The following is a 25,550-nucleotide window of genomic DNA, read 5'->3' as shown; positions in this document are numbered from 1 at the left end:
GCCACCACAAGTCCAGGCTTGGTCACGATGGCTGACACAATGACCGTCGCCGCCGGCGACAAGATCCGCTGCGATGCCTGTCCGGTGATGTGCTACATCAAGCCGGGCGCGGCCGGCGCCTGCGATCGTTACGCCAATCATGACGGCACACTGGTGCGCGTCGATCCGCATGTCGTGCTCGAGCGCACCGTCTCGCATGGCGGCAAGCTGGTTCCGTTCCAGGTCAGCGGCGACTGGGACGGCAAGATCGTCCGCCAGCCCGATCTCTTCGTCACCGCGATCGGCGCCGGGACTACCTATCCGGACTACAAGCCGGCGCCGTTCATCGTGTCGTCGGAAGTCGACGGCGTCGACATGATCACCGTCGTGACTGAAGGCATTTTCTCGTATTGCGGCGTCAAGGTGAAGATTGACACCGACCGCTACCTCGGGCCGGAGACCGCGACCGTGCGCGCGGACGGCGAGGCGGTCGGTCATGTCACGACCAGCGAATATGGCTCGCAGATGCTCTCGCTCGGCGGCGTGCATCATCTGACCGGCGGTTCCAAGAAGGAAGGCCGCGTCACCTGCGACACGCTGATGGATCTCTCCAACTGCAAGGCCGTGGAGCTGACCATCGACGGCGGCGCCACCGTCGTGGTGCAGGCGGGCAGGCCGCCCATCGTCAACGGCACGGCGGAAGAGCGGATGCGGGTCGGCTGCGGCTCGGCGACGATCGGCATGTTCGCCAAGCAGTGGCACGGCAAGGTCGATGAAGTCGTGGTGGTCGACGACCACATCACCGGCGTGCTCAGCGAGCACCAGGCCGGCAAGCTGCTCGACATCGCCGACACCGGCATCAAGATGAAGGGCCGCCGTTCCACGCCCGGCCGCTATTTCCAGGTCGCCGATCCCGGCACCGGATGGGGCGGCACCAACATCTCCGATCCGCTGTCGATCCTCGGGCCCTTCAATGCCAAGGAAGCACGGCCCGGGCTCACCATGTTGATGGTTTCCACGACTGGCGAACATGCGTCCTACTACGTGCTCGACGAGGCCTTGAGGCCGGTCGAGACCGAGATGCCGGCGGACCTCAAATTCTCGGTCGAGCGCATCCAGGAGAATTGCGAGCCGGCGTTGTGCACCGTGCTGTTCATGGGTGGCGCGGGCGGATCGCTGCGCGCCGGGGTCACCGACAATCCAGTGCGGCTGACGCGCTCGGTGAAGGACGCGCTCACAAGGGTCACCAGCGGCGGCGCGCCGGTTTATGTCTGGCCCGGCGGCGGCATCACCTTCATGGTCGATGTCACGCAGATGCCGGCCGGCGCCTTCGGCTATGTGCCGACCCCGGCGCTGGTGGCGCCGATCGAGTTCACGATGCGGCTGTCGGACTACGCGGCGCTCGGCGGGCATATGGACTACGTCCGGCCGCTGTCGTCATTGCGCGACAGCGCCGACATCCGGCCGATGCCTTATCTTCCCGGGCGGCGCGCATGACGAGGCTCCCGCAAATCGCGCTTCTTCCTGACGGCAAGCGGTTGCATTTGCAGGACGGTCCGATTGATCTCGTCATCGAAGCCAAGGGCGGGGAAACTGAGGTTGCTGCCGCATATCAGGCTGCGGCGCAGCGCTTCACCGGCTTGCTCGATGAACTCTGCGTGGAACTTGCTGAGCTGCGCAGCGCGGCCGATCCCGATCATTGCGCGCTGAAGGGTGTGGTCGCACGGCGCATGCATGCGGCGGTCGCGCCGTTTGCCGCCGATTGCTTCATCACGCCGATGGCGGCCGTCGCGGGCTCGGTCGCCGAAGAAATCCTAGGCGCGATGTTGCAGTCGGCATCGCTCGACCGCGCCTATGTCAACAATGGCGGCGACATCGCGCTGCATCTCGGCGTTGGCGAACAGTTCAGCGTCGGCCTGATGGATCGGCCGGACCGCCTTGGCGTGATGCGCGCGATGACCGTAGATAGCGACATGCCGGTCCGCGGCATCGCGACCAGCGGCCGCCATGGCCGCAGCTTCTCGCTTGGCATCGCCGATGCTGTCACCGTACTGGCGCGGACGGCATCGCAGGCCGATGCCGCTGCGACCGTGATCGCCAATGCGGTCGATCTGCCCAGCCATCCCGCGATCCTGCGCATTCCGGCCAACGAATTGCAGCCGGACAGCGACCTCGGCGCGCGGCCGGTGACGCGCGATGTCGGGCCGCTCGCGGAACACGAGATCGAGCAGGCGCTGGAGGCGGGAGCAGCGCGGGCACGCATGCTCCTGTCGTCGGGATTGATCGAGGGCGCGGCATTGCGTCTACTGGGCGAAACGCGAATTGTCGGTGCAGCTGGGCAGGGGACGCCGGCGTCGCACGCGTTTCAGGGACGACCGATAAGCAACATGCTGCAGGCATGACCGGGAGCGAGGCAAGATGAGCGCCGTCATTCGCAAGATCGTCACCGTGGTCGAGGAGACCCATCTGGAGATGGGCAAGACCATCGCGCCGCCGACAAGGCGTGCCGCTGCGATTGCCGTGATCGAAAATCCGTTTGCCGGCCGCTATGTCGAGGATCTGTCGCCGCTGATCGCGATCGGCGAGGAACTCGGCGAACTGCTCTCGAAACGAGCTGTCGCAGCCCTCGGGATCGATGGCGCCAAGGCGCACAGCTACGGTAAGGCCGCCGCCGTCGGCGAAAATGGCGAGCTGGAGCACGCGGCCGCGATCTTGCATCCGAAGATGGGCGCGCCGGTGCGCAAGGTGCTGTCGAAGGGCGCGGCGCTGATCCCGTCGTCGAAGAAGCGCTCGGGGCCCGGCACCACGCTGGATATTCCACTCGGGCACAAGGATGCCGCCTTCGTGCGCAGCCATTTCGACGGCATGGAGGTGCAGATCAACGACGCGCCGCGGGCCAACGAGATCATGGTTGCGGTGGCAGTGACCGACAGCGGACGGCCGCTGCCGCGAGTCGGCGGGCTGACGGTCGATGAGGTCAAGGGCGAAGACGGATTGCGATAATCTCTTTCAAGAACAACTGGAGGACGGGATGCGTGGCTATTTCGTAGGGGCAGGATTGGCGATCGCGGTCGCGTCCATGGCAACGGGCGCCATGACAACGCAGGCCATGGCGCAGAGCGAAATCAAGATCGGCGAGATCAACTCTTATTCCTTGCTGCCGGCGTTCACCGAACCCTATCGCAAGGGCTGGCAGCTTGCGGTGGAAGAGATCAATGCGGCCGGCGGCATCAACGGCAAGAAGCTGGTCGTCATTTCCAAGGATGACGGTGGCAAGCCGGCGGATGCGCAGACCGCGGCGAACGAGCTGGTGTCGAGCGAGAACGTCGCGATGCTGACCGGCACCTTCCTCTCCAACATCGGTCTCGCCGTCTCTGACTTCGCCAACCAGAAGAAGGTGTTCTTTCTCGCAGCCGAGCCTTTGACCGATGCGATCACCTGGTCGAAGGGCAACCGCTACACGTTCCGTCTTCGTCCTTCCAACTACATGCAGGCGGCAATGCTGGTGGAAGAAGCCGCAAAACTTCCGGCCAAGCGTTGGGCGACGATTGCGCCGAACTATGAATACGGCCAGTCAGCGGTCGCGGTGTTCAAGAAGCTGATGTCCGAGAAGCGGCCCGACATCCAGTGGGTCGACGAGCAGTGGCCGCCGCAGGGCAAGATCGACGCCGGCCCGGTGGTGCAGGCGACTGCCGCGGCGAACCCCGAGGCGATCCTCAACGTCACCTTCGGCGCCGACCTCGTCAAACTCGTGCGCGAGGGCAACACCCGCGGCCTGTTCAAGGGCCGTACGGTGGTGAGCTTCCTGACCGGCGAGCCGGAATATCTCGATCCGCTGAAGGACGAGACGCCGGAGGGCTGGATCGTCACCGGCTATCCCTGGTACTCGATCAAGACGCCCGAGCACGACGCATTCCTGAAAGCCTATCAGGCCAAGTATAACGACTATCCGCGGCTCGGTTCGATCGTCGGCTACCAGACCATCAAGGCGGCGGCCGCGATCCTCGCCAAAGCCGGCTCGAGCGATCCGGAGAAGCTGATCGCGGCGGCCGAAGGCATCTCGATGTCGTCGCCGTTCGGCGAAATCACGTTCCGCAAGATCGACCACCAGTCGACGCTCGGCGCCTTCACCGGCAAGACCGCGCTGAAGGACGGCAAGGGCATCATGGTCGATACCGCCTATCGCAAGGGCTCGGACTATCTGCCGAGCGATGCCGAGATCGAGAAGCTGCGCCCGAAGGATTGAGGTCTTGAACTTCTCCTTCTCCCCGTTCTTACGGGGTCGAGACGAGCGAAGCTTGCTCTTAGAGGGGCGGGGTGAGGGGCTTTCTCCACGAGCCGTGCTCGCGGAGAGTCCCTCTCACCCGAATTCAAGCTCGCGCTTGAATTCGACCTCTCCCCGCAAGCGGGGCGAGGTGAACGGAAACTGACGCTTGTGATCTCCAACGCGGACCGCCCATGGCCTTCTATGTCGTCCAGTTCCTGACCGGTCTTGCCAGCGCGGCGTCGCTGTTCCTGGTCGCCTCGGGTCTGTCGATCATTTTCGGCGTGACGCGGATCGTGAATTTCGCGCATGGCGCGTTCTACATGCTCGGCGCCTATGTCGCCTTCACCTTGACCGAGCGCTTTTCGGGCGCGTTCGGCTTCTGGGGCGGCATCGTCATCGCGGCGCTGGTGGTTGCCGTGATTGGCGTGCTGGTCGAGATGGTGCTGCTGCGCCGGATCTACCATTCGCCCGAGCTGTTCCAGCTGCTCGCGACCTTCGGCCTGACGCTGATGGTCGAGGACCTGGTGGTGCTGATCTGGGGCCCGGACGATCTGGTCGGCCGCCGCGCGCCGGGCTTCAAGGGCGCGATCGATTTCTTCGGCCAGAATATTCCAAGCTACGATCTGTTCCTGATCGCGCTCGGGCCGGTCGTGCTCGGCGTGCTTTGGCTCTTGTTCCAGCGCACCCGCTGGGGCGTCCTGGTGCGCGCGGCGACGCAGGACCGCGACATGGTCGCAGCACTCGGCGTCAATCAGAAATGGCTGTTCACCAGCGTGTTCGCGCTCGGTGTCTTCCTCGCCGCGCTCGGCGGCGCGCTGCAGATTCCGCGCGATGCGGTCAATCATGCGATGGATCTGCGGGTCATCGTCGAGGTCTTCGTCGTGGTCGTGATCGGCGGCCTCGGCAGCATCATCGGCGCCTTCGTCGCGGCCGTGCTGGTGTCGGAGCTCAACGCCTTCGGCATCCTGATCTTCCCGAAGATATCGATCATCCTGGTGTTCCTGGTGATGGCGGTGGTGCTGATCGTCCGTCCGTGGGGCCTGTTCGGCAAGCCCGAGGCGCCGGCGCGGCGCACACCTGGCCTCACCGTCAATCCGTGGCGGCCGCTGACGACGAATGAACGGCTCGCGGCGATTGCCGTGCTCGTGGTCGCCGCCGCGCTGCCCTTCGTGGCCGGAAATTACGTGCTCACCGTCGGCTCGGAGATCGCGATCTTCGTGATCTTCGCCGTCAGCCTGCATTTCCTGATGTCGGTCGGCGGCCTCGCCTCGTTCGGCCATGCGGCCTATTTCGGCCTCGGCGCCTATGGCGTGGCGCTGCTCTCCAAGATGGCGGGCTTGCCGATGATCGCCTGCCTGCTGCTCGGTCCGCTGCTCGGGCTGTTGGGCGCGGCCGTGTTCGGCTTCTTCGCGGTGCAGCTCTCCGGCGTCTATTTCGCGATGCTGACCTTGGCCTTTGCCCAGATCGTCTGGTCGATCGCGTTCCAGTGGGTGTCGGTCACCGGAGGCGACAACGGCATCCTCGGCGTCTGGCCGGAAAAATGGGCGGCGAGCCCGTCGCATTTCTACTGGCTGTCGCTCGGCATTGCCGCGCTCGCGGTCGTGATCCTGCGCATCATCGTGTTCTCGCCGTTCGGTTTTGCTCTGCGGGCCACGCGCGACTCGCCGCTGCGCGGCGAAGCCATCGGCATCAACGGCAAGCGCATCCAGTGGACCGCCTTCGTGATCGCGGGCACGGTCGCCGGCCTTGCCGGCGCGCTGTTCGCCTATCTCAAGGGCAGCGTATTCCCCGACAATATGGGAATCTCGCTGTCGGTCGATGCGCTGGTCATGGTGCTGCTCGGCGGCGTCGAGACGGTGTCGGGCGCGGTGGTCGGCGCCATCGTCTACAAGGCGCTCAACATCTGGCTGGTGAGCCAGACCGATCTCTCCAAGCTCGTGCTCGGTGGCTTCGTCGTGCTGATCGTGGTCGCATTCCCCAAGGGCATCGTCGGCACGCTGGAAGCTTTCATGCATCGCCGGCGCAAATCCTCGTCATCGGCGTCCTCGCCCTTGCTGACCTCCCGCATCGAGAGCGCCGAATGAGCGTGGTCCCCACATTGCTGTCGGTCGAAGGGCTGACCAAATCCTATGGCGGCGTGCATGCCGTGCGCGGCGTCTCCTTTGAATTGCGCGCCGGGGAGATCCTGGCGCTGATCGGTCCGAACGGCGCAGGCAAGAGCACCTGTTTCGACATGCTCAATGGCCAGAATATTCCGGACTCTGGCCGCATTCGCGTGCTCGGCGCGGAGACCACCGGCAAGAAGCCGCGCGTGATCTGGCGCATGGGGGTGGGCCGCACCTTCCAGATCGCCGCGACATTCCCGACCATGACGGTGCGCGAGAACGTGCAGGTCGCGCTGGTCTCGCACGGCGCGCGATTGTTCAATATGTGGGCCTCGACCGCGCGCCAGGCGCGCGACGAGGCGGGACGACTGCTCGACCTGGTCGGCATGGGGGCCTATGCGGAGCGGCCCTGCGGCGAGCTCGCCTATGGAGATGTCAAGCGGCTGGAGCTTGCGATCGCGCTCGCCAACCAGCCGAAGCTGCTGCTGATGGACGAGCCGACCGCCGGCATGGCGCCGCGCGAGCGTGTCGAGCTGATGCGGCTGACGGCGCGGATCGCGCGCGAGCAGTCGATCGGTGTTCTCTTCACCGAGCACGACATGGATGTGGTGTTCGAGCATGCCGACCGCATCTTGGTGCTGAATCGCGGCACGTTGATCGCCGAAGGCTCGCCCGAGGAAGTGCGCGGCAATGCGCAGGTGCGGGCGATCTATCTCGGCGAAGGCCTGCTCTATGACGCCCGGCACCGCGAGGGAGCATCGGCATGAAGCTCACGGTGAAGGACCTCAACAGCTTCTACGGCCCGGCGCATATCCTGTTCGATATCGCGCTCGAGGTCGGCGAGGGCGAAGTCGTCGCGCTGCTCGGCCGCAACGGCGCCGGCAAGTCGACCACATTTCGCTCCATCGTCGGCCTGGTCGAGAATCGTTCAGGGCGTGTGATGTTCGAGGGCAGGGACGTCTCCGAGCTGCCGACGCATGCGATCGTGCGCGGCGGGCTCGGCTATGTGCCGGAGGAGCGGCGCATCTTCACTGATTTGACGGTCGAGGAAAATCTCGAGGTCGGTCGCCAGCCGAAGCGGGCTGGCGCGCCGCAATGGGACCGCGACAAACTGTTCAAGCTGTTCCCCAACCTCGGCGAGATGCGCGGTCGCCCCGGTGGACGCATGAGCGGCGGCGAGCAGCAGATGCTGACGATCGCGCGCACGCTGATGGGCAACCCGTCGCTGGTGCTGCTGGATGAGCCCTCAGAGGGCCTGTCGCCGAAGATCGTCGAGCAGATGGTCGATGCGATCCTGGCGATGAAGAAAGAGGGCGTCAGCATCGTCGTGTCAGAGCAGAATTTGCATTTCGCCCGGCTGATCTCGGATCGCGCCTACATCATCGAGCGCGGCCGGATCTGTTTTGGCGGCACCATGGCGGAACTCGATGCGCGTCCGGATATCCGCGACGCGCATCTGTCGCTGTAACGGCGAGGTGGGACGATGGCGAGGAGTGCTGTACAGAAGCGAAGCGTCAAGGCGGCCAAGCCGGGTTACGTGCTGGATGACCAGATCGGCTTCATCCTGCGCCAGGTGTCGCAGCGCCACGCCGTGATCTTCGCCCGCGAGATCGGCATCAATCTGACGCCGACGCAGTGGGCGGCGCTGTCGAAGTTGTCGGAGGTCGGCGCGTGTTCGCAGAACCAGCTCGGACGGCTGACGTCGATGGACGTTGCGACCATCAAGGGCGTGATCGATCGCCTGACCGCGCGTGGCCTGACCGAGACTGCGCCCGATCCCGACGACGGCCGCCGCCTGCTGGTGAGCCTGACGCGCGCCGGCCAGCAGATGGCCGACAAGGCGGCGCCGAATGCGCTGGTGATCTCCCGGGAAACGCTGGCGCCGCTCGACGCCAAGGAGCGCGACACGCTGATGGCGCTGCTCGGGAAGCTGCGGTGATTCCAAATCCATCACCGTCACCCTGAGGAGCCGCGCGAAGCGCGGCGTCTCGAAGGGCCGACGGCCCGGCTTTGGCCGCGGGCCGTTCACCCTTCGAGGCTCGCCCAGCGGCGCTGTTGCGCCGCAAGGCTCGCACCTCAGGGTGACGGATATTCTATCGAACTACTTCGCCACGATCTCCGGCACTTTTCCCGCCGGCGGGGTGTTGCGGCTGCGCTGGGTGCGAACGATGCCGTCGATGATGGTCATGCCGATGCCTGGGAGATCGCCGAGCTGAACGCTCTCCAGGATGTTCTTGCCCGGCGAATGCTGTGCCTTGTCCATCAGCACGAAATCGGCGGAGCGGCCGACCTCGATCAGGCCGCAATCGAGCTCGCGCATCCGCGCGGTGTTGCCGGTGGCAAGGCAGAACGCCAGCTCGGCCGGCAGCTCGCCGAGCGAGGACAACAGCGAGACCATGCGCAGGATGCCGAGCGGCTGCACGCCGGAGCCGGCCGGCGCATCGGTGCCGAGGATGACGCGGTGCAGATCGCCCATCTCGCGCGCGGTGCGCAGCGTGAACAGCGCCGAGCGCTCGTTGCCGTTATGCACCAGCTCGAGCCCGCGCTTGCAGCCCTCGCAGATGCAACGGATCTGGTCGTCGGGCAGCGCGGTGTGGCCGCCATTGATGTGGCCGACCACGTCGGTGTCGGCCTCCAGCACCACGTCCTTGTCGATCAGGCCGGAACCGGGAATCGACGGGCCGCCGGTGTGGATCGTGCTTTGAATGCCGTACTTGCGCGCCCAGCCGACCATTTTCCGCGCCGTCGGCCCGTCCTTGACGCCGCCGAGCCCGACTTCGCCGAGCAGTTTGACGCCGGCGGCGGCCATTTCCTTGAAATCGTCCTCGACCATCTCGCATTCGATCACGGGCGCGCCGGCATGCACCTTCACGCCGCCCGGCCGCAGCGTCCAGAACGCGCGCTGCGCGAAGATCGCCATTGCCTTGACGCCGACCACGTCGCGCGGCCGGCCGGGCATGTGCACCTCGCCGGCCGAGATCATGGTAGTGACGCCGCCATGCAGGTAGCTGTCGATCCAGTTGATCTGGTTCTGCCGCGGCGTCCAGTCGCCGGCGACCGGGTGGACGTGGCTGTCGATCAGCCCGGGCGCGACCGTCGTTCCCATCGCATCGACGATGGTGGTGGCGCCTTCGGTATCGACGTCCTTGAGGCGGCCGATCGCGGTGATCTTGCCGTTCTCGGCAACGATTGTATCGGCATCCAGGATCGGCTTCTCCAGCGCTCCCGACAGCAAGAGCCCGATATTGCGGATCACCAGCTTGCTGGGGCCGGTGGCCTGGGGCGCGTCGTGAGCCATGGGTGTTTTCCTTCTGTTTTCTTCCGAAATTGCCCGGGAATTTGAGCCCGGCTTGACTTTCCGATCAAGCCGGATTATTCGTTTGTATACGAATGATCGTATACAAACGATCCGGCCGGTCAACGGGGTTCAAGTCCCTTTCCGCCGCAGCACAAATCAGGGGTTGGTGCGATGAGCAATTTCAACCAGGAAAGCGTCCTCAGCGTCCACCACTGGACCGACACGCTGTTCTCCTTCAAGACCACGCGCAATCCGTCGTTCCGCTTCCGCAACGGCGAGTTCACCATGATCGGGCTCAAGGTCGGCGAGAAGCCGCTGCTGCGCGCCTACAGCGTCGCCAGCGCGAATTACGAGGATACGCTCGAGTTCTTCTCGATCAAGGTTCCCGATGGTCCGCTGACCTCGCGCCTCCAGCATCTGAAGGAAGGTGACGAGATCATCGTCAGCCGCAAGGCCACCGGCACGTTGGTCATCGACAACCTCGAGGACGGCCGCAATCTCTACCTGATCGGCACCGGCACCGGCCTCGCGCCGTTCCTCAGCGTCATCAAGGATCCCGAGACCTACGACCGCTTCGAGAAGGTCGTGCTGCTGCATGGCTGCCGCCGCGTCAAGGAGCTCGCCTATGGCGAGATGATCACCGAGAAGCTGCCGCAGGACGAACTGATCGGTGAGCTGGTGCGCGATCAGCTGGTCTACTATCCGACCGTGACGCGCGATCCGTTCCGCAACCGCGGCCGCATCACCGACCTCATCACCTCGGGCAAGCTGTTCGCCGACATCGGCCTACCTGCGCTCGACGCCGCGCATGACCGCGTCATGATCTGCGGCTCGCCGGCGCTGGTCGCCGACACCCGCACGCTGCTGAATGGCCGCGGCTTCGTCGAGGGCAATCACGGCGAGCCCGCGCAGTTCGTCGTCGAGAAGGCGTTCGCCGAGCGCTGAATCTTCGCGCTGACCTCCAGCCCCGTCATTGCGAAGAGTTCGCGACAGAATTGCAAAGTGATTTTGTCGCCGAAGCGAGGAAGCAATCCATCTTCCGGTACAGCCGGGAGTAATGGATTGCTTCGCGTCGCTTGCGACGGGCTGATGTGCTAGGGCCTGACCGCCGGCGTCTCGATCGGCATGCCGCGCGCCCGCGACTTCAGATAGAGCTCGAGCTCGACCAGCTCGGGCGAACCGTAATCGTAGGCCTGCGCGCGGATGCCGGTGATGCAGGCACGCAGCCGCCGCTGCAATGATCCGAGCGATTGCCATTCCAGCCGGTACAGCGGATAGCCGGTCGGTTGTCCTTGCGTGATCGCGCTTCCCGCGAGCTTCTTGTCCCAATTGTCGTCGTGGCAGTTGGTGCAGCCGAGATTGAGCTGGCCCTGCCGCTGCATGAAAAGTTCGCGGCCCTTCTCGACGAACGGCGCCAGCTCCGGATCGTCGCCGGCTGCGATCGGCACGCCGCGCGATTGTTGCGCGACATAGGCTGATAGCGCCAGCAGCTCGCGGCTTTCATAAGCAAACGGAGAGGCCTGCTGATGATTGGTGCGGCAGAGGTTGATCCGGCCTTCGAGGTCGACCGGTCTTCCCAGCGCCTTCTCGAAGGCGGGATAATGTGCCGCGATCCCCTTCATGCTGACGCGCGCATCGTTGTGGCAGTCGGCGCAGGCCTTGTCCGCGCTGCCGGCCTTGCGCTTCCACAAGGTTTCGCCGTCGAGCACGAACAGCATGCCGGGATTGGCGGTGTCCTCGTCCTGCATCGCCTTGGTGTCCGCGCTCATGAAGCTGTAGCCGGATCGGCGTTCAGACTGCGGGATCTCGGTGGCGAACGCCACGCTCGCCATCGTCGTCACAAACGCGATGCAGAGGGCAATCTTCATTCGACCGTGATCGAAGCCTGTGCGGTCTCCGAAAACCCTTTGTCGCCGATCCACTCGAACTCGAACTTGCCGCTCTCGGTCACGGTGGTGAAGAAGGTGATGAACGGGTTGGCCGCGATCGCGGGAAACAGATCGGCGCGAAAGACCTCGGTGCCATTGAAGCGGCAGGTGAAGCTGGTGATGATGTCGCGCGGCACCACGTCGCCGGACGCGGTGTGGCGATAGCCGGTCTCCATGATATGCGACATCAGCGTCTTGATCTCGATGATGTCGCCGCGCTTGGCCTTCTTCGGCACGTTGATCAGGGCCGACGGCATCAGATCGCCTCCTCGGTGCAGGCCGCGAGCGTCACCACGACGTCTGCGGTCGCCGACCAGAACGTGTCGTCGGACAGCCGCGCGATGGCCGTGACCTTCTGACTGTCGGCGAGGCGGATGCGGGTCGATATCTGGGCGCGACCGGCGCGCGGCCCGAGATAGAAATTACCGACGTTCGGTTGCGGGTTCTTCTCGTTGAAGACGTGGATGCTCTTCACATACTCGCCCGCCGTCATCGGGCTGGTGACGCTGACCGTCATCGGCACCGTGTTGCCGTTCTCGACCAGCGGCGGGATGTCGAGCTTGACCTTGCCGGTCCGCACATTGGCTTCGCCGACGACATTGCGGATCGCCGCTGACAGCATTGCCGTTGTCGCGTCCACGGGACGCACGATAACCAGCGTTGCGGCACCGCCGGTGAGGCTCAGGAACGTGCGACGCGTGGTGTGGTCCAAATTCGTCATGCCTTATTCTCGCAACGTCACCAGATAGGCCACGATATCCTCGATCTGTTCCGCCGACAGGATCGGCTTGCCGCGCCATGAATTGCCGACGCGCGCGAGGCCGTCGACGCGATAATAGGACGGCATGATGGTCATCGCATTGAGATGCGACGCATCGACCAGCCGGAGCCGCAATTGTCCCTCAGTCCAGCGGCTGCCGCTGCCGGCGAGATTGGGCGCGAGGTCGCCCTGGAACGCCTGCTCGGGAAACGGGCCGCTGTGGCAGAGGATGCAAGTGGAGGCACGCTCGACGACCAGCGCACGGCCGCGTGTCGCGTCGCCTCTGGCTCTCGTCAGCGAGGCTGGAATCGCATCGCCCACGACGGTGTAGGGTCGCAACTCCACGGCGCTTGCGGGCGCGAAGGCTGTGGACGCGGCCGCTGCGAGCAATGCGATGAGGGGGCGCCTAGCCAAAGGCGTCTCCCGTGATAGTCTTGAACCAGTCGAGCGCCTGATCGGCCTCGCGCTGGCGTACCTCGCGCGGTGCGTCGACCGGGCTCGTGGTTACCTCGGCCTCGGCATACTGATCTTCCTTCGGCTGATAGATGCCCTTCAATGAGAACGCGTAGCCCGGCGCCACCATATTGTAGCAGGCGCCATCGAGTCGCGGCGTCTCCGGCGCCTTGCCCGTCAGCGCGTTGACGATCGCGGCCGCGCAGGCGCGGCCTTGCGCCGCGGCTGCCGAGGCGGATTTCGGGATGCCTCCCGCGATCGCGGCATCGCCGATGGCATGGATATTGGGCACAAGCTTTGAGGCAAAGGTCACCGGATCGATCGGGCACCAGCCGGTGTGGTCGGCGGCGCCGGCGATCTCGGCGATACGGCCGGCTCGCTGCGGCGGGATCACATTGGCAACCGCGGCGGTGTAATTGCCGCAGTCGTTGACGATCTCGTTGGTCGCCGGATTGACCGATGTGACGCGGCCGCCTTGTGACAGCGCGATCCGCTCGATCATGCCTGGATAGAGCTCCGTCCAGGCTTTCTCGAACAGCTTTTGCTGCGAGTAATTATCCTTGGCGTCGAGCACCAGAATTTTCGACTTCGGCTTGTTCGCCTTCAGATAATGCGCGATCAGGCTGGCGCGCTCGTAAGGCGCCGGCGGACAGCGCAGCGGCGCGGCTGGCACCGCGATCACGACGAGGCCGCCATCGTCCATCGCCTCGAGCTGCCGGCGCAGCAGCATGGTCTGCGCGCCGGCCTTCCAGGCGTGCGGCATCTTCTCGGCGGCTGCCTCGTCATAGCCGGGCAGGGCATCGAAACCCATGTCGATGCCGGGAGCGAGCACAAGCCGGTCATAGGACAGCGTTGCGCCGTCCGAGAGAGCGATCCTGCGCGCCTGGGCGTCGACCTTGGTGGCCCCTTGCGCAACAACAGCAATGCCGTCGGCGGCAATCTTGTCGTAGCCGAATTGCTGTGCCGGAAGCTCGCGCAGGCCGGCGATCACCTCGTTGCTGAACGGGCAGGCGGTGAAGGTCTTGTTCGGCTCAATCAGCGTGACCTGAAGTTTGGCGTCGAGCCGCCGCAGTGCCCGCGCACAGGCCGCGCCGCCGAAGCCGCCGCCGATCACCGCAACGCGCGGCGCGGCCTGGGCCAACGCCGGACGCGCCAAGGCCGCCGCTGCAACGGCAGCGGCGCCACGGATTACATCCCTGCGCGTCTGATGACGCGTGACGGCCATGCACGACAATCCGGAAAAAGGAAGCGGCGGCGGTCGGGCCGCCGCTTCCGGTTTGATCAGGCGAAGGAGATGTTCTGGTTGCGCAGCGGGAAGGAGCGGATGCGCTTTCCCGTCGCCGCGAAATAGGCATTCAGCACCGCCGGCGCCGCAACGCCGATGGTCGGCTCGCCGACGCCGCCCCAGAACCCGCCGCTCGGTACCATCACCGCCTCCACCTTCGGCATTTCATTGATGCGCATCGAGTTGTAGGTGTCGAAATTGGTTTGCTCGATGCGGCCGTCCTTCACGGTGCAGCCGCCATAGAACAGCGCGCTCAGCCCGTAGACGAATGAGCCCGCGATCTGCCGCTCCACCTGCGCCGGATTGACGACATAGCCGGGATCGGTGGAGGCGACGATGCGATGCACCTTGATCTTGCTGCCGTCGGTCACCGAGATCTCGGCGGCGCCGGCGACATAGCTGCCATAGCCCATCACCTGCGCGATGCCGCGATACACGCCCTTTGGCGCCGGGGTGCTCCAGCCGATCTTCTCGGCCACGGCGTTGAGCACCGCGAGATGCTTGGGGTTCTTGCCCATCAGCTTGCGGCGGAATTCGAGCGGGTCCTGGCCGGCAGCCTGGGCCAACTCGTCCATGAAGCATTCCATGTAGATCGCGTTGTGATTGACATTGACGCCGCGCCAGAAGCCCGGCGGGACGTGCGGATTGCGCATGGAATGCTCGACCAGCAGATTCGGCACGGAGTAGCCGATAGCGGCCTCGCCGGATTGCGCGACGCCCTGGAATGCGGCGGGGTCCATGCCGTTCTGCAATGCTTCGGGGCGCACCGAGAACAGGATGGATTGACCCGACAGCCGGTAGTGCAGCGCGACCAGGTTGTTGTCGGCGTCGAACGCGCCGGTCAGCTTGCACTGCGTGACCGGGTGATACTTGCCGTGCTGCATGTCCTCTTCGCGCGACCACAACAGCTTGATCGGCGTGCCCGGCATCTGCTTGGCGATCGCCACCGCCTGCCGGACATAGTCGGTCATGCCGCGCCGGCCGAAGCCGCCGCCGAGCATCAGCTTGTGCACGTCGACCTTGTCCGCCGGCAGGCCCGAGGCTTCGAGCGCCGCCGCGAACGCGGCCTCGCCATTCTGCGTGCCGCACCACACCTCGCATTTGTCAGGTGTGTAGAGCACGGTGGCGTTCATCGGCTCCATCGTGGCGTGGTTCTGGAAGGGATAGCTGTAGACAGCTTCCACCTTCTTGGCCGCGCCTGCGATCGCAGCCTTGGCGTCGCCATTCTGGTTGCCGACATAGGCCGGCTGCGCATTGTCGAGCCCTTCGGCCAGCCACTTCGCGATCGTCTCGCTGGAGACCTTTGCGTTGTCGCCTTCGTCCCAGACGATCGGCAGCGCATCCAGCGCGGTCTTGGCGTGCCACCAGGTGTCGGCGACGACCGCAACCGCGCTGTCGCCGACCGGCACCACCTTCTTGACGCCCTTCATGCCGGATACCTTGGCCTCGTCAAAGCTCTTCACCTTGCCGCCGAACACCGGGCAGTCCTTGATCGCGGCGTTCAGCATGCCCGGCAGCTTGACGTCGATGCCGTAGATCATCTTGCCCGTGGTCTTGTCTGTTGTGTCGAGCCGCTTCAGACCCTTGCCGGCAATGGTCCAGTCCTTCGGGTCCTTCAGCTTGACGTCGGCCGGCGGTTCGAGCTTGGCGGCGGCCTCCGCGACCTTGCCGTAGGTCGTCGTCTTGCCCGAGGGCGTGTGGGTGATGACGCTGTTTGCGGCCTTGCACTCGGCGGCAGGCACCTTCCACTCATTGGCAGCGGCCTGGATCAGCATCACGCGCGCGGTGGCGCCGCCCTTGCGGACATAGTCCTGCGAGGTGCGGATGCCGCGGCTGCCGCCGGTGGAGAAATCGCCCCAGGCGCGCTTGCGGGCGACGCTCTGGCCGGGTGTCGGATATTCGGTCGTAACCTTCGACCAGTCGCATTCCAGCTCCTCGGCGACGAGCTGGGCGAGGCCGGTGAGCGTGCCCTGGCCCATCTCGGAGCGGGCGATGCGGATCACCACGGTGTCGTCGGGCCGGATCACCACCCAAGCGTTGACTTCAGGCGCGCCGTCGGCCGCGCGCACCACGGCGGGGCCGCCGAACGGAAGATCGAGGCCGAGCGCGAGACCGGCGCCTGCGGTTGCGGTGCCGATCACGAAGGCGCGGCGATTGAGTTTGGGTATGACGTGCTGGTTCATCGCTCCCTCCTCACGTGTTCGCGGCAGCATGGATCGCCTCGCGCACCTGTTGGAAGGTGCCGCAGCGGCAGATATTGGTGATGGCGTCGTTGATGTCGTCGTCGGATGGCTTCGGGTTTTCCTTCAGCAGCGCCGCCACCGCCATGATCATGCCGCTCTGGCAATAGCCGCATTGCGGCACGTCGCTGGCGATCCAGGCGAGCTGCACCTTGTGCATCACGCCGCCCGCCGCGAGACCTTCTATGGTGGTGATCTCCTTGCCCGCCGCTTCGTTCACCGTAATGCCGCAGGAGCGTATCGCGACGCCGTCGACATGCACGGTGCAGGCGCCGCATTGTGCAATGCCGCAGCCGTATTTGGTCCCCGTCAATCCGACATTCTCGCGAATCGCCCACAGCAGTGGCGTGTCGTCCTCGACGTCTACATTGATTGTCTTGCCGTTGATTTTGAGGTTTGCCATCGCTTTCCCCTGAATGGTCCAATCCTCCGATTGGACTTCGGGGCGATGTTGGCCTCGAAACTGGAACGGTTCAAATCAAGAATATGCGCTTGCAGCGCGGAAGAAAGTTGATGGCGCGGTGTATGGTCGCGCCCCTGCGCGCATCACATGCCTGTCATGACTTTTGCGGTGAGGCGACGGCCAGACGCAGGAAGCTCATGATGCTGCCGAGCACGCCAAATCCGGCACCCAGCGCCAGCGCCACGGTGGCGCCCTCGCGATCGGCCAATGCGAAGCAGAGTGCGGCCAGCGCAGCGCCGGTGGTCTGCCCGATCAGCCGCGCGGTCGCAACGATGCCGCTGGCACTGCCGCTGCGATGCGACGGCGCGCTCGACATGATCGCCTTCATGTTGGGGGTCTGGAAGAAGCCGAAGCCGATGCCGCAGACCATCGTGCGCCAGACGATGTTGGCGACGCTCGGCTCGGCCGGCAGGGTCGCGAGCAGCGCCATGCCAAGCCCCAGCAGCAGCATGCCGATGCCGCCGAGGATGCCGGCCGGATAGCGATCCGACAGCCGGCCGCCGATCGGCGCCATGAAGGCGACCACCAGCGGCCAGGGCGTCATGAAGAACCCGGTCTCGACTTGCGAGCGGTGCAGTATGTCCTCGAAGTAGAACGGCAGCGACACGAAGGCGAGGCCCTGCACAGCGAATGAGCAGACCGCAGTCGCAGCCGACAGCGCGAAGATCGGCCGGCGGAACAGGTCGATCGGCAGCATCGGCGCTGGATGATCGGCATGCCGTCGGGTCAGGATCCAGCCCAACAACAGCGCGCCGACGAGTTCGGCGATGACAAGCGCGGGGGCAGCCTTGTGGGCGGCGCTGCCGATTCCGATAATGAACAGGCCGAGGCAGGCGCAGGCCAGCGCGGCGCCGGCAAAGTCGAAGGTGTGGGTGGCGCGCGGCGTCTTAGGCAGCGTCTTCATGCCGATCAGCACTGCGAGGACGCCGAAGGGAATGTTGACGGCGAACAGCCAGGGCCACGGACCGAGCGCGAGGATGCCGGAGGCGATGGTCGGCCCGAGTGTAAAGGCGGTCGCGACCACGAGCGCATTGTGGCCGAAGCCACGGCCGTGCATCCGGCTCGGATAGACGAAGCGCACCAGCGCAGTGTTGACACTCATGAGGCCGCTGGCGCCGAGCCCCTGCAAGGTGCGCGCGACCAGCAGGCTCGGCAGCGACCAGGCCAGCGCGCAGCCGAGTGACGCCAGCGTGAACAGCAGGAGCCCGCCGAGATAGATCCGCTGGTGGCCGACGATTTCGCCGAGCGCACCGAGCGGCAGCAGCGTTGCGACCAGCGCTATCTGGTAGACGTTGACGACCCAGACCACTTCGGCAGGGCTGACATGCAGATCGTTGGCGATCGCGGGCAGCGCGATATTGGCGATCGCGGTGTCGAGCGAGGCCATCGCCAGCGCCGTGAAGATCGCAGCCACCGCCCAGCGCCGGGTCTCCCAAGGCAATCCATCGGTGATCAGCGCCGCAGCCGCGGTGGTCGGGGTCTTCTCGAGCATGCCTGAAAATGTCTCCAGGCCGTGGTGTACTATGCCGGCATCCCGTTCCCCAGCCGTACCGCTGCATGATGCGTATGCGAAGCGGCCTTATCGGTTCAAGCGCAATCGTCTCTGGAATTCTGGATCGCCCCGGTCAAGCCGGGCGATGACACTGAACAAGCTGTTTGACGGTTGAATCGGACTCTACTGAAGCGCCATTCCCGAGGTCTTGATGACGGTTGTCAGCTTTTGCTGATCGACTTTCATCAGCTCGGCGAGCTCGTCGAGCGACATCGGCTTGCCGGGAATGTTGGCGAGCGAGAGCTGGCGCTGCACGTCGGAGTTCTGTAGCGCCTTGTTGATCGCCGCATTGATCCTGGCGAGCAGCGGCGCCGGCGTCGCGGCCGGGACGTAGATGCCGTACCAGGGCACGTAGGCGGCCTCGGCAAAGCCGGCCTCCGCGATCGTCGGAACGTCGGGCAGGTCGGGGACGCGCTTGTCGGTGAACACCGCGAGTGGCTTGACGCTACCGGCCTTGATGTGCGGCAGAGCCAGCTCGAGCGAGATGATCTCGAAATGCATCAGGTTGGTCATCAGGTCGATCAGTGCCTGTGGTTGGCCTTTGTAGCCGACATTGGTCAGCTTGATTCCGGCGACCTGAAACAATTTCTGCGCGCTGAGGTCGATCGACGATCCCGTGCCGGGATTGCCGAAGTTGAACTCTCCCGGCCGCTTGCGGGCCAGTTCGACGAATTCGCCGATGGTCTTCACCGGCATCGACGGATGCACCAGCGCGACGCTTTGATTCCAGACCGCGAGGCCGACGCATCTGAAATCCTTGGCCGCGTTCCAGCCCGCATCTTTGTAGAGATCGGGGTTGACCAGCAGGGCGGGGCCGGTGACAAGCCAGGTGTAGCCGTCCGGTTCGCTGCGCGCGACTGCGGCGGTGCCGATATTGCTGTTGCCGCCGGGACGCGCCTCCACCACGACGGTCTGCTTCCAGTCGCGGCCGACCTGCTCGGTCACCGCGCGCGCGACGATGTCGACGATGCCGCCGGCGGGGTAGGGCACGATGGTGTGGATCGGTCGGCTCGGATAATTGTCCTGTGCCCGAGCGCCAATGCTGCCGCAGAGCGCCGTGACGATGCCCACGAGCAAGGCCATCGCGGTCGTGATGCCACGCATGTCGTCCTCCCCCCATGTGCCGCATCGTTCGCGCGATGCGGACCTTGATGCATGATCTCTGGGAAAGCGCCTCACGCGCTTCCGGATCTTGCCCTAGCTGTTGGCCACCAGCGAGCGGATGCTGCGGGCGAGCCCGAGGATGCGCGGCCCGCATTCGCGCTCGATCTGCTCGGCGCTGAAGCGGAACGAGGGGATGCCGCAATTGACCGACAGGCATTCGCCGGTCGGCGTGCGGTAGAGCGGCGCGGCGACGCCGAAGATCTCGCGCCGCCATTCGCCGAGCGAGACGGCGAAGCCGCGCTCGTTGCAGAGCTCGATGTCCGGCAGCGTGCGCCGCTCGACATAGTCGAGTTCCTCGGGACGTTCGGCCTTCACGCGGGCGACGTAGGCGTCGCGTTCGTCCTTGGTGAACAACGACAGTAGGGCGCGCCCGACCGCGGTCGGCGCCAGCGACGAGACGAAACCGACGTCAGGCACGTGCGGCACCGCGTCCGTGGTGCGCAGCGTTTCGACATAGATGAAGTCGAGCCCGAACGGCATCGCGATCGATACCGTGCCACCGGTATACGCAGCGAAGTCGCGCATCAGGGGACGCGCGAGCTGGCGGACCTTGAGCTGCGACAGCACCGGATAGGCGGCGGCGAGCACGCCGAGCCCGGGCACGAAGCGGCCCTTGGCGTCGCGCCTGAGGTAGCCGAGCTGCTCCAGCGTGTAGGTCAGGCGCGAGACGGTCGGCCGCGACAGGCCGGTGTATTCGGCAAGCTCTGCATTCGACAGTGGACCTGCGTGGTTGCGGAAGGTGGCCAACAGGTCGAGCCCGTGCGCCAAGGTGGTCGCAAAGGACGGATCGGTCTGGGGTTCGAGCGAGGACAATGCCGCCATACGAAATAATGGTCAAATCTTGGTTGGTCTGTCAATATATCGAAATGAATTTGCAAATCGTTTCGATATGGGCTTATGTCCCGTCCAAAGATGGGAGGCGGCATGGATTTCGGTCTGTCCGAGCGATCGGAGCGTTGGCGGCGCGATCTGCTGGCCTTCTTCGAGCAGGAGGTGCTGCCGCGCCATCGCGCCTGGCTCGACCACGTCCGCGCCCACAACGACACGCCGCCCTTCATGGCCGAGTTGCAGCAGAAGGCCCGCGCGGCGGGACTGTGGAATCTCGGCCTGCCCGAACTTGCCGCGGACGAGCCGGGCACGCGGCTGTCCAATCTCGACTACGCGCCGCTGGCGGAGATCATGGGACGGCTGTTCTGGGCGCCGGAGGTGTTCAACTGCCAGGCACCCGACGTCCCGAACATGATCGCGTTGCAGAATTGCGCGACGCCGGAACAGAAGACGCGCTGGCTGGCGCCGCTCCTCAACGCTGAGACGCGCTCCGCCTTTGGCATGACCGAGCCCGACGTGGCGTCGTCCGATGCCACGAACATCGCGACACGGATGGTGCGTGACGGCGATCACTATGTGATCAACGGCCGCAAATGGTTCATCACCGGCGCCGCGCATCCAAGCTGCAGCTTCCTGATCGTCATGGGCGTCACGGATGCCGGCGCCGAGCGTACCAGCCGGCATTCCTGCATCATCGTGCCGATGGATGCGCCCGGCGTGCGGCTGGTGCGGCGGCTGCGCTGGATGGGCTGCGAAGATCATGTCGCGCCGATCGGCGAGCTCGTGTTCGACGATGTCCGGGTGCCCGCGGAAAACCTGCTAGGCGCCGAGGGCGAGGGCTTCAAGGTCGCGCAGGTCCGGCTCGGGCCGGCGCGCATCCACCACTGCATGCGCTCGATCGGTCTCTGCGAGCTCCTGATCGAGCTGATGATGGCGCGCGCCGGGGAGCGCAGCGCGTTCGGCCGTACCGTGATCCAGTACGACACCGTCCAGCGCTGGATCGCCGAAGCTCGCGTCGAGCTGGAGCAGGCGCGGTTGCTTGCCTATCGCTGCGCCTGGCGGCTGGATCAGGCCGGCCATCATGGCGCCTGGCGCGACGTGTCTCTGATCAAGGTCGCGGTGCCGGCGATACTGCAGAAGATCGCCGACCGCGCCATGCAGGTGTTCGGCGCAATGGGCGGCTCCGACGACACGCCGATCCATCAGGCGCTGGCCTGGGGACGGCTGTTGCGGATCGGCGACGGGCCCGACGAGGTGCATCTGCGGCAGATCTTCCGGATGGAGCCGATGCCGGACTGGTCGATCGCCAACTCGCCCTATCTTGCTGCACGTCCCGCCTGAGCGGCGCTACAGTGTCCGCCGAATTTCCCAGAACGAGGCGCCTTCCGATGACGATGACCGAGCAAGCCCGTGACGCAAAGCCCTCCGCGATCGACAAGGAGCGGCTGCGCCGGAAATATCAGGAGGAGCGCAACAAGCGGCTGCGTCCCGACGGCAACGACCAGTATCTCCAGATCAAGGACCAGCTCGCGCATTATCTCGAGGATCCCTACACGCCGGTCGTGGCGCGCGCGGCGAAGACTGACCACGTCACCTTCGCTTTCATCGGCGGCGGCTTTGCCGGGCTCGCCACCGCGGCGCGGCTGACCGAGGCCGGCGTCAAGGATGTCCGCATTGTCGAGAAGGGCGGCGATTTCGGCGGCACATGGTACTGGAACCGATATCCCGGCGCGCAATGCGACACCGCGTCGATGGTCTACATGCCGCTGCTCGAAGAGACCGGCCACATGCCGACGGAGAAATACGCGCATGCGCCCGAAATCCTGGCGCATTGCCAGCGGATCGGCCGGCAGTTCAATCTCTACGACAATGCGCTGTTCCACACCGAGGTGACGAGCCTCGATTGGGACGCCGCGCATTCGCGCTGGATCATCCGCACCACAAGGGGCGACGCCTTCACCGCGCAATATGTCGGCATCGGCACCGGTCCGCTGCATGTGCCGAAGCTGCCCGGCATTCCCGGCATCGAGCGCTTCAAGGGCCACTCGTTCCACACCAGCCGTTGGGATTACGACTACACCGGCGGCGATCCCAGGGGCGCCTTGATGAATAAGCTTGCCGACAAGCGCGTCGGTATCATCGGCACCGGGGCGACGTCGGTGCAGTGCATCCCGCACCTCGCGCGCGCCTGCAAGGAGCTCTATGTGTTCCAGCGCACGCCGTCGTCGGTCGATGTGCGCGGCAATGGCCCGATCGATCCCGACTGGTTTGCCGATATCGCGACGCCGGGCTGGCAACAGCGCTGGCTGGAGAATTTCACCGCCAACCAGGCCGGTGGATCCGCCGAGGAAGATCTGGTGCAGGACGGTTGGACCGACCTGTCGAAGCGGATCCGCGCCAAGGTCATGCTGCTGCCGCGCGAGCAGCGCACCGTGGAAAACATGCGGGCGGCGTTCGAGGATTCCGACTTCGAAAAGATGGAGGAGATCCGCAACCGCGTCGATACCATCGTCCGCGATCCCAAGACGGCCAAGGATCTCAAGGCCTGGTACGGTCAGCTCTGCAAGCGACCATGCTTCCACGACGCCTATCTTCAGGCGTTCAACACGCCGGGCACGCATCTGGTCGATACCGACGGCAAAGGCGTCGAGGAGATCACCGAGAACGGGATCGTCGTCGCGGGCAAGGAATATCCGCTCGACTGCATCATCTACGCATCCGGCTTCGAGGTCGGCACCGAATACAAGCGCCGGGCGGGTTTCGACGTGACGGGCCGGGCCGGCATCAAGCTGTCGGAGCACTGGGCCGAGGGCATGCGCAGCAAGCACGGCATCCATGTGCATGGCTTCCCGAACCTGTTCTTCGTGCAGCCGACGCAGGGCGCCAATTTGATCTCCAACGTGCCGCACAACCTGACCGAGGCGGCGCGCACCATCGCCCTGATGGTCGGTCACGCGCAGCACAACGGCTTCAAGGAAATCGAAGTCAGCAAGGACGCCGAGAACCGCTGGGTCGAATTGCTGCTGACCGCGGTCGGCCGGATGATCGGCGGGCCCGATTGCACGCCCGGCTATTACAACAATGAGGGACGCGAGCCGGGGCCGGCGGCGAAGCTCAATGTCGGCTATCCGGCGGGCGCGCTGGCCTACTTCAAATATATCGACGAGTGGCGCAGCAGCGGCCAGTTCGAAGGCCTGCAGTTCCGCTGAACGATGCGCGACCGAGACTGAGTTTCCGCCAAACGAGGGAGTGCCTGAGTATGACCCAGATAACCGCAGCCGAAGCGCCGCACGAAGGTCCGAAGGCGGCATCCGCGCCGGTCATCGCGCAGCACGAGGCCACGCTGAAGGCGCTGCCGTTCGCCGATACCAGGGATTTCGACGACGCCGCGCGCGGCTTCCTCGGCACCATCGAGAATGCGCGCGTCACCTCGGCCCAGGGCAGGGTGGTCTGGAGCCTCGAGCCGTACGGTTTCCTGTCGGACGAGAAGGCACCCGCGACCGTCGATCCGAGCCTGTGGCGACAGTCGCGGCTCAACATGCATCACGGCCTGTTCGAGGTGGTGCCGGGCGTCTACCAGGTACGCGGCCTCGACATCGCCAACATGACGCTGATCGAGGGCGACAAGGGCGTCATTGTGGTCGACACGCTGACCTCGATCGAGGGCGCGCGCGCCGCGATGGAGCTTTACTTCCAGCATCGCGGCAAGCGGCCGGTCGCGGCCGTCATCTTCACCCACACCCACACCGATCATTGGGGCGGCGCACGCGGGGTGCTCGACGACGCCATGCTGGCGGCGGGCGTGCCGATCATCGCGCCGAACCTCTTCATGGAGCACGCGGTCTCCGAGAACATCATCGCCGGACCGGCGATGCTGCGCCGCGCGCAGTACCAGTTCGGGCCGTTCCTCGCCAAGGGCGCGCGCGGCCATGTCGATTGCGGTCTCGGCAAGACCATGGCTGCGGGCGGCGTCGCGCTGTTGCGGCCGACCGATCTGATCATCGCGACCGGCGACAAGCGTATGATCGACGGTGTCGAGTTCGAATTCCAGATGGCGCCGAACAGCGAGGCGCCGGCGGAGATGCACTTCTTCATCCCGCGCTACAGGCTGTTGAACCTCGCCGAGAACTGCACGCACAATTTCCACAATCTGCTGCCGTTCCGCGGCGCCGACGTGCGCGACGCGCTGGCGTGGTCGAAATATCTCGGCGAAGCCCTGCAGATGTGGGGCGGCAAGGCCGAGGCGATGTGCGGCCAGCATCACTGGCCGGTATGGGGACGCGAGCGGATCGACACCATGATCCGCGAGCAGCGCGACCTCTACAAATACGCGCATGACCAGACCATCCGGCTGATGAACCACGGGCTCAATGCGGCCGAGATTGCCGAGACGATCCGCCTGCCGCAGAGCCTGGAGGGCGCCTGGCACGGCCGCGGCTATTACGGCCATATCAGGCACAATGTGAAGGCGATCTATCAGAAGTATCTCGGCTGGTACGACGCCAATCCGGTCAATCTCGATGCGTTGCCGCCGGTCGAGGCCGGCAGGAAATATGTCGAGTATATGGGCGGTGCCGATGCGATCCTGAAACGCGCCGCGGCCGACTTCGCCAAGGGCGAATTCCGCTTCGTGGCGCAAGCCGTCAGTCACCTCGTGTTTGCCGAGCCGGACAACCAGGCGGCCCGCGCATTGCTGGCCGACACGTTCGAGCAGCTCGGCTATGCCGCCGAGAGTTCGACCTGGCGCAACGCCTATCTGTTCGGGGCGCAGGAGCTGCGGCAGGGCATGCCGAAGACGCCGCCGCGCTCCCCGATGCCGCGCGAGACGCTGGCTGCGCTCCGCACCGAGCAACTCTGGGACGTGCTCGGCGTCCGCCTCAACGGCCCCAAGGCCGAAGGCAAGCGCATCGTGCTGAACTGGAGTTTTACCGACACCGGCGAGACCTTCGTGCTCAATCTTGAAAATTCAGCCCTGACCTACGTCACGGCGGCGCAGGCCGCCGATGCGCATGCGAGCTTCACGCTGGCGCGCAGCGTGCTCGACGAGGTCATCGCCAAGCTGACCACGTTCCCGGACGCCGTCGGCGCCGGCAAGGTGAAGGTGGCAGGCGATCCGCAGCGGCTCGGCGAATTGATGATGCTGATGGATGAATTCCCGCGAATGTTCGAGATCGTCGAGCCGAAGCGGACGGTGGTGACGTAAGGCCGCACGCGAAGAGCTATTCCCG

23 protein-coding genes are annotated in these 25,550 nt (G+C 65.2%); 12 read left to right on the top strand and 11 right to left on the bottom strand.

From position 1 onward, the window contains the following. Nucleotides 1–27 precede the first annotated feature (27 nt). From FNJ47_RS07665 to FNJ47_RS07630, 8 genes are all read left to right on the top strand, one after another. Nucleotides 28–1,476, top strand: a complete 1,449-nt coding sequence (locus tag FNJ47_RS07665; protein WP_163152229.1) for a 6-hydroxynicotinate reductase — start codon at nucleotides 28–30, stop codon at nucleotides 1,474–1,476. Further along, on the top strand, nucleotides 1,473–2,381 hold the full coding sequence (locus tag FNJ47_RS07660; protein WP_163152227.1) for a UPF0280 family protein: 909 nt from the start codon (nucleotides 1,473–1,475) through the stop codon (nucleotides 2,379–2,381). Before FNJ47_RS07665 ends, FNJ47_RS07660 begins: the two co-directional genes overlap by 4 nt. A gap of 16 nt (nucleotides 2,382–2,397) precedes the next feature. Next, nucleotides 2,398–2,982 carry an amino acid synthesis family protein gene (locus FNJ47_RS07655; protein WP_029078203.1) on the top strand — a complete coding sequence of 195 codons (585 nt, stop codon included), beginning with the start codon at nucleotides 2,398–2,400 and terminating at the stop codon, nucleotides 2,980–2,982. A gap of 28 nt (nucleotides 2,983–3,010) precedes the next feature. Beyond that, the gene (locus tag FNJ47_RS07650) at nucleotides 3,011–4,225 is read left to right on the top strand and encodes an ABC transporter substrate-binding protein (RefSeq protein WP_163152225.1); all 1,215 of its coding nucleotides are present in this window, start codon (nucleotides 3,011–3,013) and stop codon (nucleotides 4,223–4,225) included. A 212-nt stretch (nucleotides 4,226–4,437) separates the two neighbouring features. Beyond that, on the top strand, nucleotides 4,438–6,330 hold the full coding sequence (locus FNJ47_RS07645) for an ABC transporter permease (RefSeq protein ID WP_163152223.1): 1,893 nt from the start codon (nucleotides 4,438–4,440) through the stop codon (nucleotides 6,328–6,330). Continuing rightward, nucleotides 6,327–7,118 (top strand): ABC transporter ATP-binding protein, encoded by a 792-nt coding sequence (locus FNJ47_RS07640; RefSeq protein ID WP_163152221.1) that lies wholly within the window; start codon nucleotides 6,327–6,329, stop codon nucleotides 7,116–7,118. The genes FNJ47_RS07645 and FNJ47_RS07640 overlap by 4 nt, the downstream gene beginning before the upstream one ends. Next, on the top strand, nucleotides 7,115–7,819 hold the full coding sequence (locus tag FNJ47_RS07635; RefSeq protein WP_163152219.1) for an ABC transporter ATP-binding protein: 705 nt from the start codon (nucleotides 7,115–7,117) through the stop codon (nucleotides 7,817–7,819). Before FNJ47_RS07640 ends, FNJ47_RS07635 begins: the two co-directional genes overlap by 4 nt. Before the next feature lie 15 nt (nucleotides 7,820–7,834). Continuing rightward, nucleotides 7,835–8,290: a MarR family winged helix-turn-helix transcriptional regulator gene (locus tag FNJ47_RS07630; RefSeq protein ID WP_163152217.1), complete on the top strand. Its 456-nt coding sequence runs from the start codon at nucleotides 7,835–7,837 to the stop codon at nucleotides 8,288–8,290. Nucleotides 8,291–8,452: 162 nt separating this feature from the next. On the opposite strand, the gene FNJ47_RS07625 is transcribed toward FNJ47_RS07630, so the two are convergent. After that, nucleotides 8,453–9,649, bottom strand: coding sequence for an amidohydrolase family protein (locus FNJ47_RS07625; protein WP_163152215.1), 1,197 nt, complete (start codon nucleotides 9,647–9,649; stop codon nucleotides 8,453–8,455). 171 nt (nucleotides 9,650–9,820) lie between these two features. Here FNJ47_RS07625 and FNJ47_RS07620 point away from each other — a divergent pair, with 171 nt between their 5' ends. After that, a complete protein-coding gene (locus FNJ47_RS07620) occupies nucleotides 9,821–10,594 on the top strand; it encodes a ferredoxin--NADP reductase (protein ID WP_050423388.1) in 774 nt (257 codons plus the stop codon). Between the two features lie 149 nt (nucleotides 10,595–10,743). Here the strand turns inward: FNJ47_RS07620 and soxA are convergent, their stop codons facing one another. The 10 genes from soxA to FNJ47_RS07570 form a co-directional block, all read right to left on the bottom strand. Beyond that, nucleotides 10,744–11,517 carry a sulfur oxidation c-type cytochrome SoxA gene (gene soxA, locus FNJ47_RS07615; RefSeq protein ID WP_163152213.1) on the bottom strand — a complete coding sequence of 258 codons (774 nt, stop codon included), beginning with the start codon at nucleotides 11,515–11,517 and terminating at the stop codon, nucleotides 10,744–10,746. After that, entirely contained in the window at nucleotides 11,514–11,834 is a 321-nt protein-coding gene (gene soxZ / locus FNJ47_RS07610; protein WP_163152211.1) for a thiosulfate oxidation carrier complex protein SoxZ, read from the bottom strand. Before soxZ ends, soxA begins: the two co-directional genes overlap by 4 nt. Further along, complete coding sequence (locus FNJ47_RS07605) at nucleotides 11,834–12,298, bottom strand: SoxY-related AACIE arm protein (RefSeq protein ID WP_163152209.1); 465 nt, start codon at nucleotides 12,296–12,298, stop codon at nucleotides 11,834–11,836. Before FNJ47_RS07605 ends, soxZ begins: the two co-directional genes overlap by 1 nt. A 3-nt stretch (nucleotides 12,299–12,301) precedes the next feature. After that, nucleotides 12,302–12,751, bottom strand: a complete 450-nt coding sequence (gene soxX / locus FNJ47_RS07600) for a sulfur oxidation c-type cytochrome SoxX (RefSeq protein ID WP_430649361.1) — start codon at nucleotides 12,749–12,751, stop codon at nucleotides 12,302–12,304. After that, entirely contained in the window at nucleotides 12,744–14,015 is a 1,272-nt protein-coding gene (locus FNJ47_RS07595) for an NAD(P)/FAD-dependent oxidoreductase (protein WP_163152207.1), read from the bottom strand. The genes soxX and FNJ47_RS07595 overlap by 8 nt, the downstream gene beginning before the upstream one ends. Before the next feature lie 56 nt (nucleotides 14,016–14,071). After that, nucleotides 14,072–16,258: a xanthine dehydrogenase family protein molybdopterin-binding subunit gene (locus tag FNJ47_RS07590; protein ID WP_163152205.1), complete on the bottom strand. Its 2,187-nt coding sequence runs from the start codon at nucleotides 16,256–16,258 to the stop codon at nucleotides 14,072–14,074. A gap of 10 nt (nucleotides 16,259–16,268) precedes the next feature. Beyond that, nucleotides 16,269–16,718: a (2Fe-2S)-binding protein gene (locus tag FNJ47_RS07585; protein ID WP_163152203.1), complete on the bottom strand. Its 450-nt coding sequence runs from the start codon at nucleotides 16,716–16,718 to the stop codon at nucleotides 16,269–16,271. Nucleotides 16,719–16,872: 154 nt separating this feature from the next. Further along, nucleotides 16,873–18,270 carry an MFS transporter gene (locus FNJ47_RS07580; RefSeq protein ID WP_163152201.1) on the bottom strand — a complete coding sequence of 466 codons (1,398 nt, stop codon included), beginning with the start codon at nucleotides 18,268–18,270 and terminating at the stop codon, nucleotides 16,873–16,875. 183 nt (nucleotides 18,271–18,453) lie between these two features. Then, complete coding sequence (locus FNJ47_RS07575; RefSeq protein ID WP_163152199.1) at nucleotides 18,454–19,434, bottom strand: Bug family tripartite tricarboxylate transporter substrate binding protein; 981 nt, start codon at nucleotides 19,432–19,434, stop codon at nucleotides 18,454–18,456. 93 nt (nucleotides 19,435–19,527) lie between these two features. Next, entirely contained in the window at nucleotides 19,528–20,316 is a 789-nt protein-coding gene (locus tag FNJ47_RS07570; RefSeq protein ID WP_163152197.1) for an IclR family transcriptional regulator, read from the bottom strand. A gap of 102 nt (nucleotides 20,317–20,418) precedes the next feature. On the opposite strand from FNJ47_RS07570, the gene FNJ47_RS07565 reads away from it, so the two are divergent. From FNJ47_RS07565 to FNJ47_RS07555, 3 genes are read left to right on the top strand one after another with little or no spacing between them, the layout of a single operon-like run. Further along, nucleotides 20,419–21,663: an acyl-CoA dehydrogenase family protein gene (locus tag FNJ47_RS07565; protein WP_163152195.1), complete on the top strand. Its 1,245-nt coding sequence runs from the start codon at nucleotides 20,419–20,421 to the stop codon at nucleotides 21,661–21,663. Between the two features lie 47 nt (nucleotides 21,664–21,710). Next, complete coding sequence (locus FNJ47_RS07560; RefSeq protein WP_163152193.1) at nucleotides 21,711–23,531, top strand: flavin-containing monooxygenase; 1,821 nt, start codon at nucleotides 21,711–21,713, stop codon at nucleotides 23,529–23,531. A gap of 50 nt (nucleotides 23,532–23,581) precedes the next feature. After that, nucleotides 23,582–25,525: an alkyl/aryl-sulfatase gene (locus FNJ47_RS07555; RefSeq protein WP_163152191.1), complete on the top strand. Its 1,944-nt coding sequence runs from the start codon at nucleotides 23,582–23,584 to the stop codon at nucleotides 25,523–25,525. Nucleotides 25,526–25,550: the final 25 nt, after the last annotated feature.

The sequence above is a fragment of the Bradyrhizobium uaiense genome (genome assembly GCF_010811875.1).
GTDB classification, from domain to species: Bacteria; Pseudomonadota; Alphaproteobacteria; order Rhizobiales; family Xanthobacteraceae; genus Bradyrhizobium; species Bradyrhizobium uaiense.
The sequence above is the reverse complement of the archived record's forward strand: the minus strand, read 5'-3'. Positions and strand labels throughout refer to the sequence as shown.

Bases quoted from the DNA above. Each gene is read 5' to 3' on its own strand.
- FNJ47_RS07645 (WP_163152223.1), top strand. From the start codon at position 4,438: ATGGCCTTCTATGTCGTCCAGTTCCTGACCGGTCTTGCCAGCGCGGCG.
- FNJ47_RS07640 (WP_163152221.1), top strand. From the start codon at position 6,327: ATGAGCGTGGTCCCCACATTGCTGTCGGTCGAAGGGCTGACCAAATCC.
- FNJ47_RS07575 (WP_163152199.1), bottom strand. From the start codon at position 19,434: ATGCGTGGCATCACGACCGCGATGGCCTTGCTCGTGGGCATCGTCACG.
- FNJ47_RS07605 (WP_163152209.1), bottom strand. From the start codon at position 12,298: ATGACGAATTTGGACCACACCACGCGTCGCACGTTCCTGAGCCTCACC.
- FNJ47_RS07565 (WP_163152195.1), top strand. From the start codon at position 20,419: ATGGATTTCGGTCTGTCCGAGCGATCGGAGCGTTGGCGGCGCGATCTG.
- FNJ47_RS07665 (WP_163152229.1), top strand. From the start codon at position 28: ATGGCTGACACAATGACCGTCGCCGCCGGCGACAAGATCCGCTGCGAT.
- soxA (WP_163152213.1), bottom strand. From the start codon at position 11,517: ATGAAGATTGCCCTCTGCATCGCGTTTGTGACGACGATGGCGAGCGTG.
- FNJ47_RS07555 (WP_163152191.1), top strand. From the start codon at position 23,582: ATGACCCAGATAACCGCAGCCGAAGCGCCGCACGAAGGTCCGAAGGCG.
- FNJ47_RS07595 (WP_163152207.1), bottom strand. From the start codon at position 14,015: ATGGCCGTCACGCGTCATCAGACGCGCAGGGATGTAATCCGTGGCGCC.
- FNJ47_RS07625 (WP_163152215.1), bottom strand. From the start codon at position 9,649: ATGGCTCACGACGCGCCCCAGGCCACCGGCCCCAGCAAGCTGGTGATC.
- FNJ47_RS07560 (WP_163152193.1), top strand. From the start codon at position 21,711: ATGACGATGACCGAGCAAGCCCGTGACGCAAAGCCCTCCGCGATCGAC.
- FNJ47_RS07650 (WP_163152225.1), top strand. From the start codon at position 3,011: ATGCGTGGCTATTTCGTAGGGGCAGGATTGGCGATCGCGGTCGCGTCC.
- FNJ47_RS07660 (WP_163152227.1), top strand. From the start codon at position 1,473: ATGACGAGGCTCCCGCAAATCGCGCTTCTTCCTGACGGCAAGCGGTTG.
- FNJ47_RS07620 (WP_050423388.1), top strand. From the start codon at position 9,821: ATGAGCAATTTCAACCAGGAAAGCGTCCTCAGCGTCCACCACTGGACC.
- FNJ47_RS07590 (WP_163152205.1), bottom strand. From the start codon at position 16,258: ATGAACCAGCACGTCATACCCAAACTCAATCGCCGCGCCTTCGTGATC.
- FNJ47_RS07585 (WP_163152203.1), bottom strand. From the start codon at position 16,718: ATGGCAAACCTCAAAATCAACGGCAAGACAATCAATGTAGACGTCGAG.
- FNJ47_RS07580 (WP_163152201.1), bottom strand. From the start codon at position 18,270: ATGCTCGAGAAGACCCCGACCACCGCGGCTGCGGCGCTGATCACCGAT.
- FNJ47_RS07570 (WP_163152197.1), bottom strand. From the start codon at position 20,316: ATGGCGGCATTGTCCTCGCTCGAACCCCAGACCGATCCGTCCTTTGCG.
- soxZ (WP_163152211.1), bottom strand. From the start codon at position 11,834: ATGCCGTCGGCCCTGATCAACGTGCCGAAGAAGGCCAAGCGCGGCGAC.
- FNJ47_RS07630 (WP_163152217.1), top strand. From the start codon at position 7,835: ATGGCGAGGAGTGCTGTACAGAAGCGAAGCGTCAAGGCGGCCAAGCCG.
- FNJ47_RS07655 (WP_029078203.1), top strand. From the start codon at position 2,398: ATGAGCGCCGTCATTCGCAAGATCGTCACCGTGGTCGAGGAGACCCAT.
- FNJ47_RS07635 (WP_163152219.1), top strand. From the start codon at position 7,115: ATGAAGCTCACGGTGAAGGACCTCAACAGCTTCTACGGCCCGGCGCAT.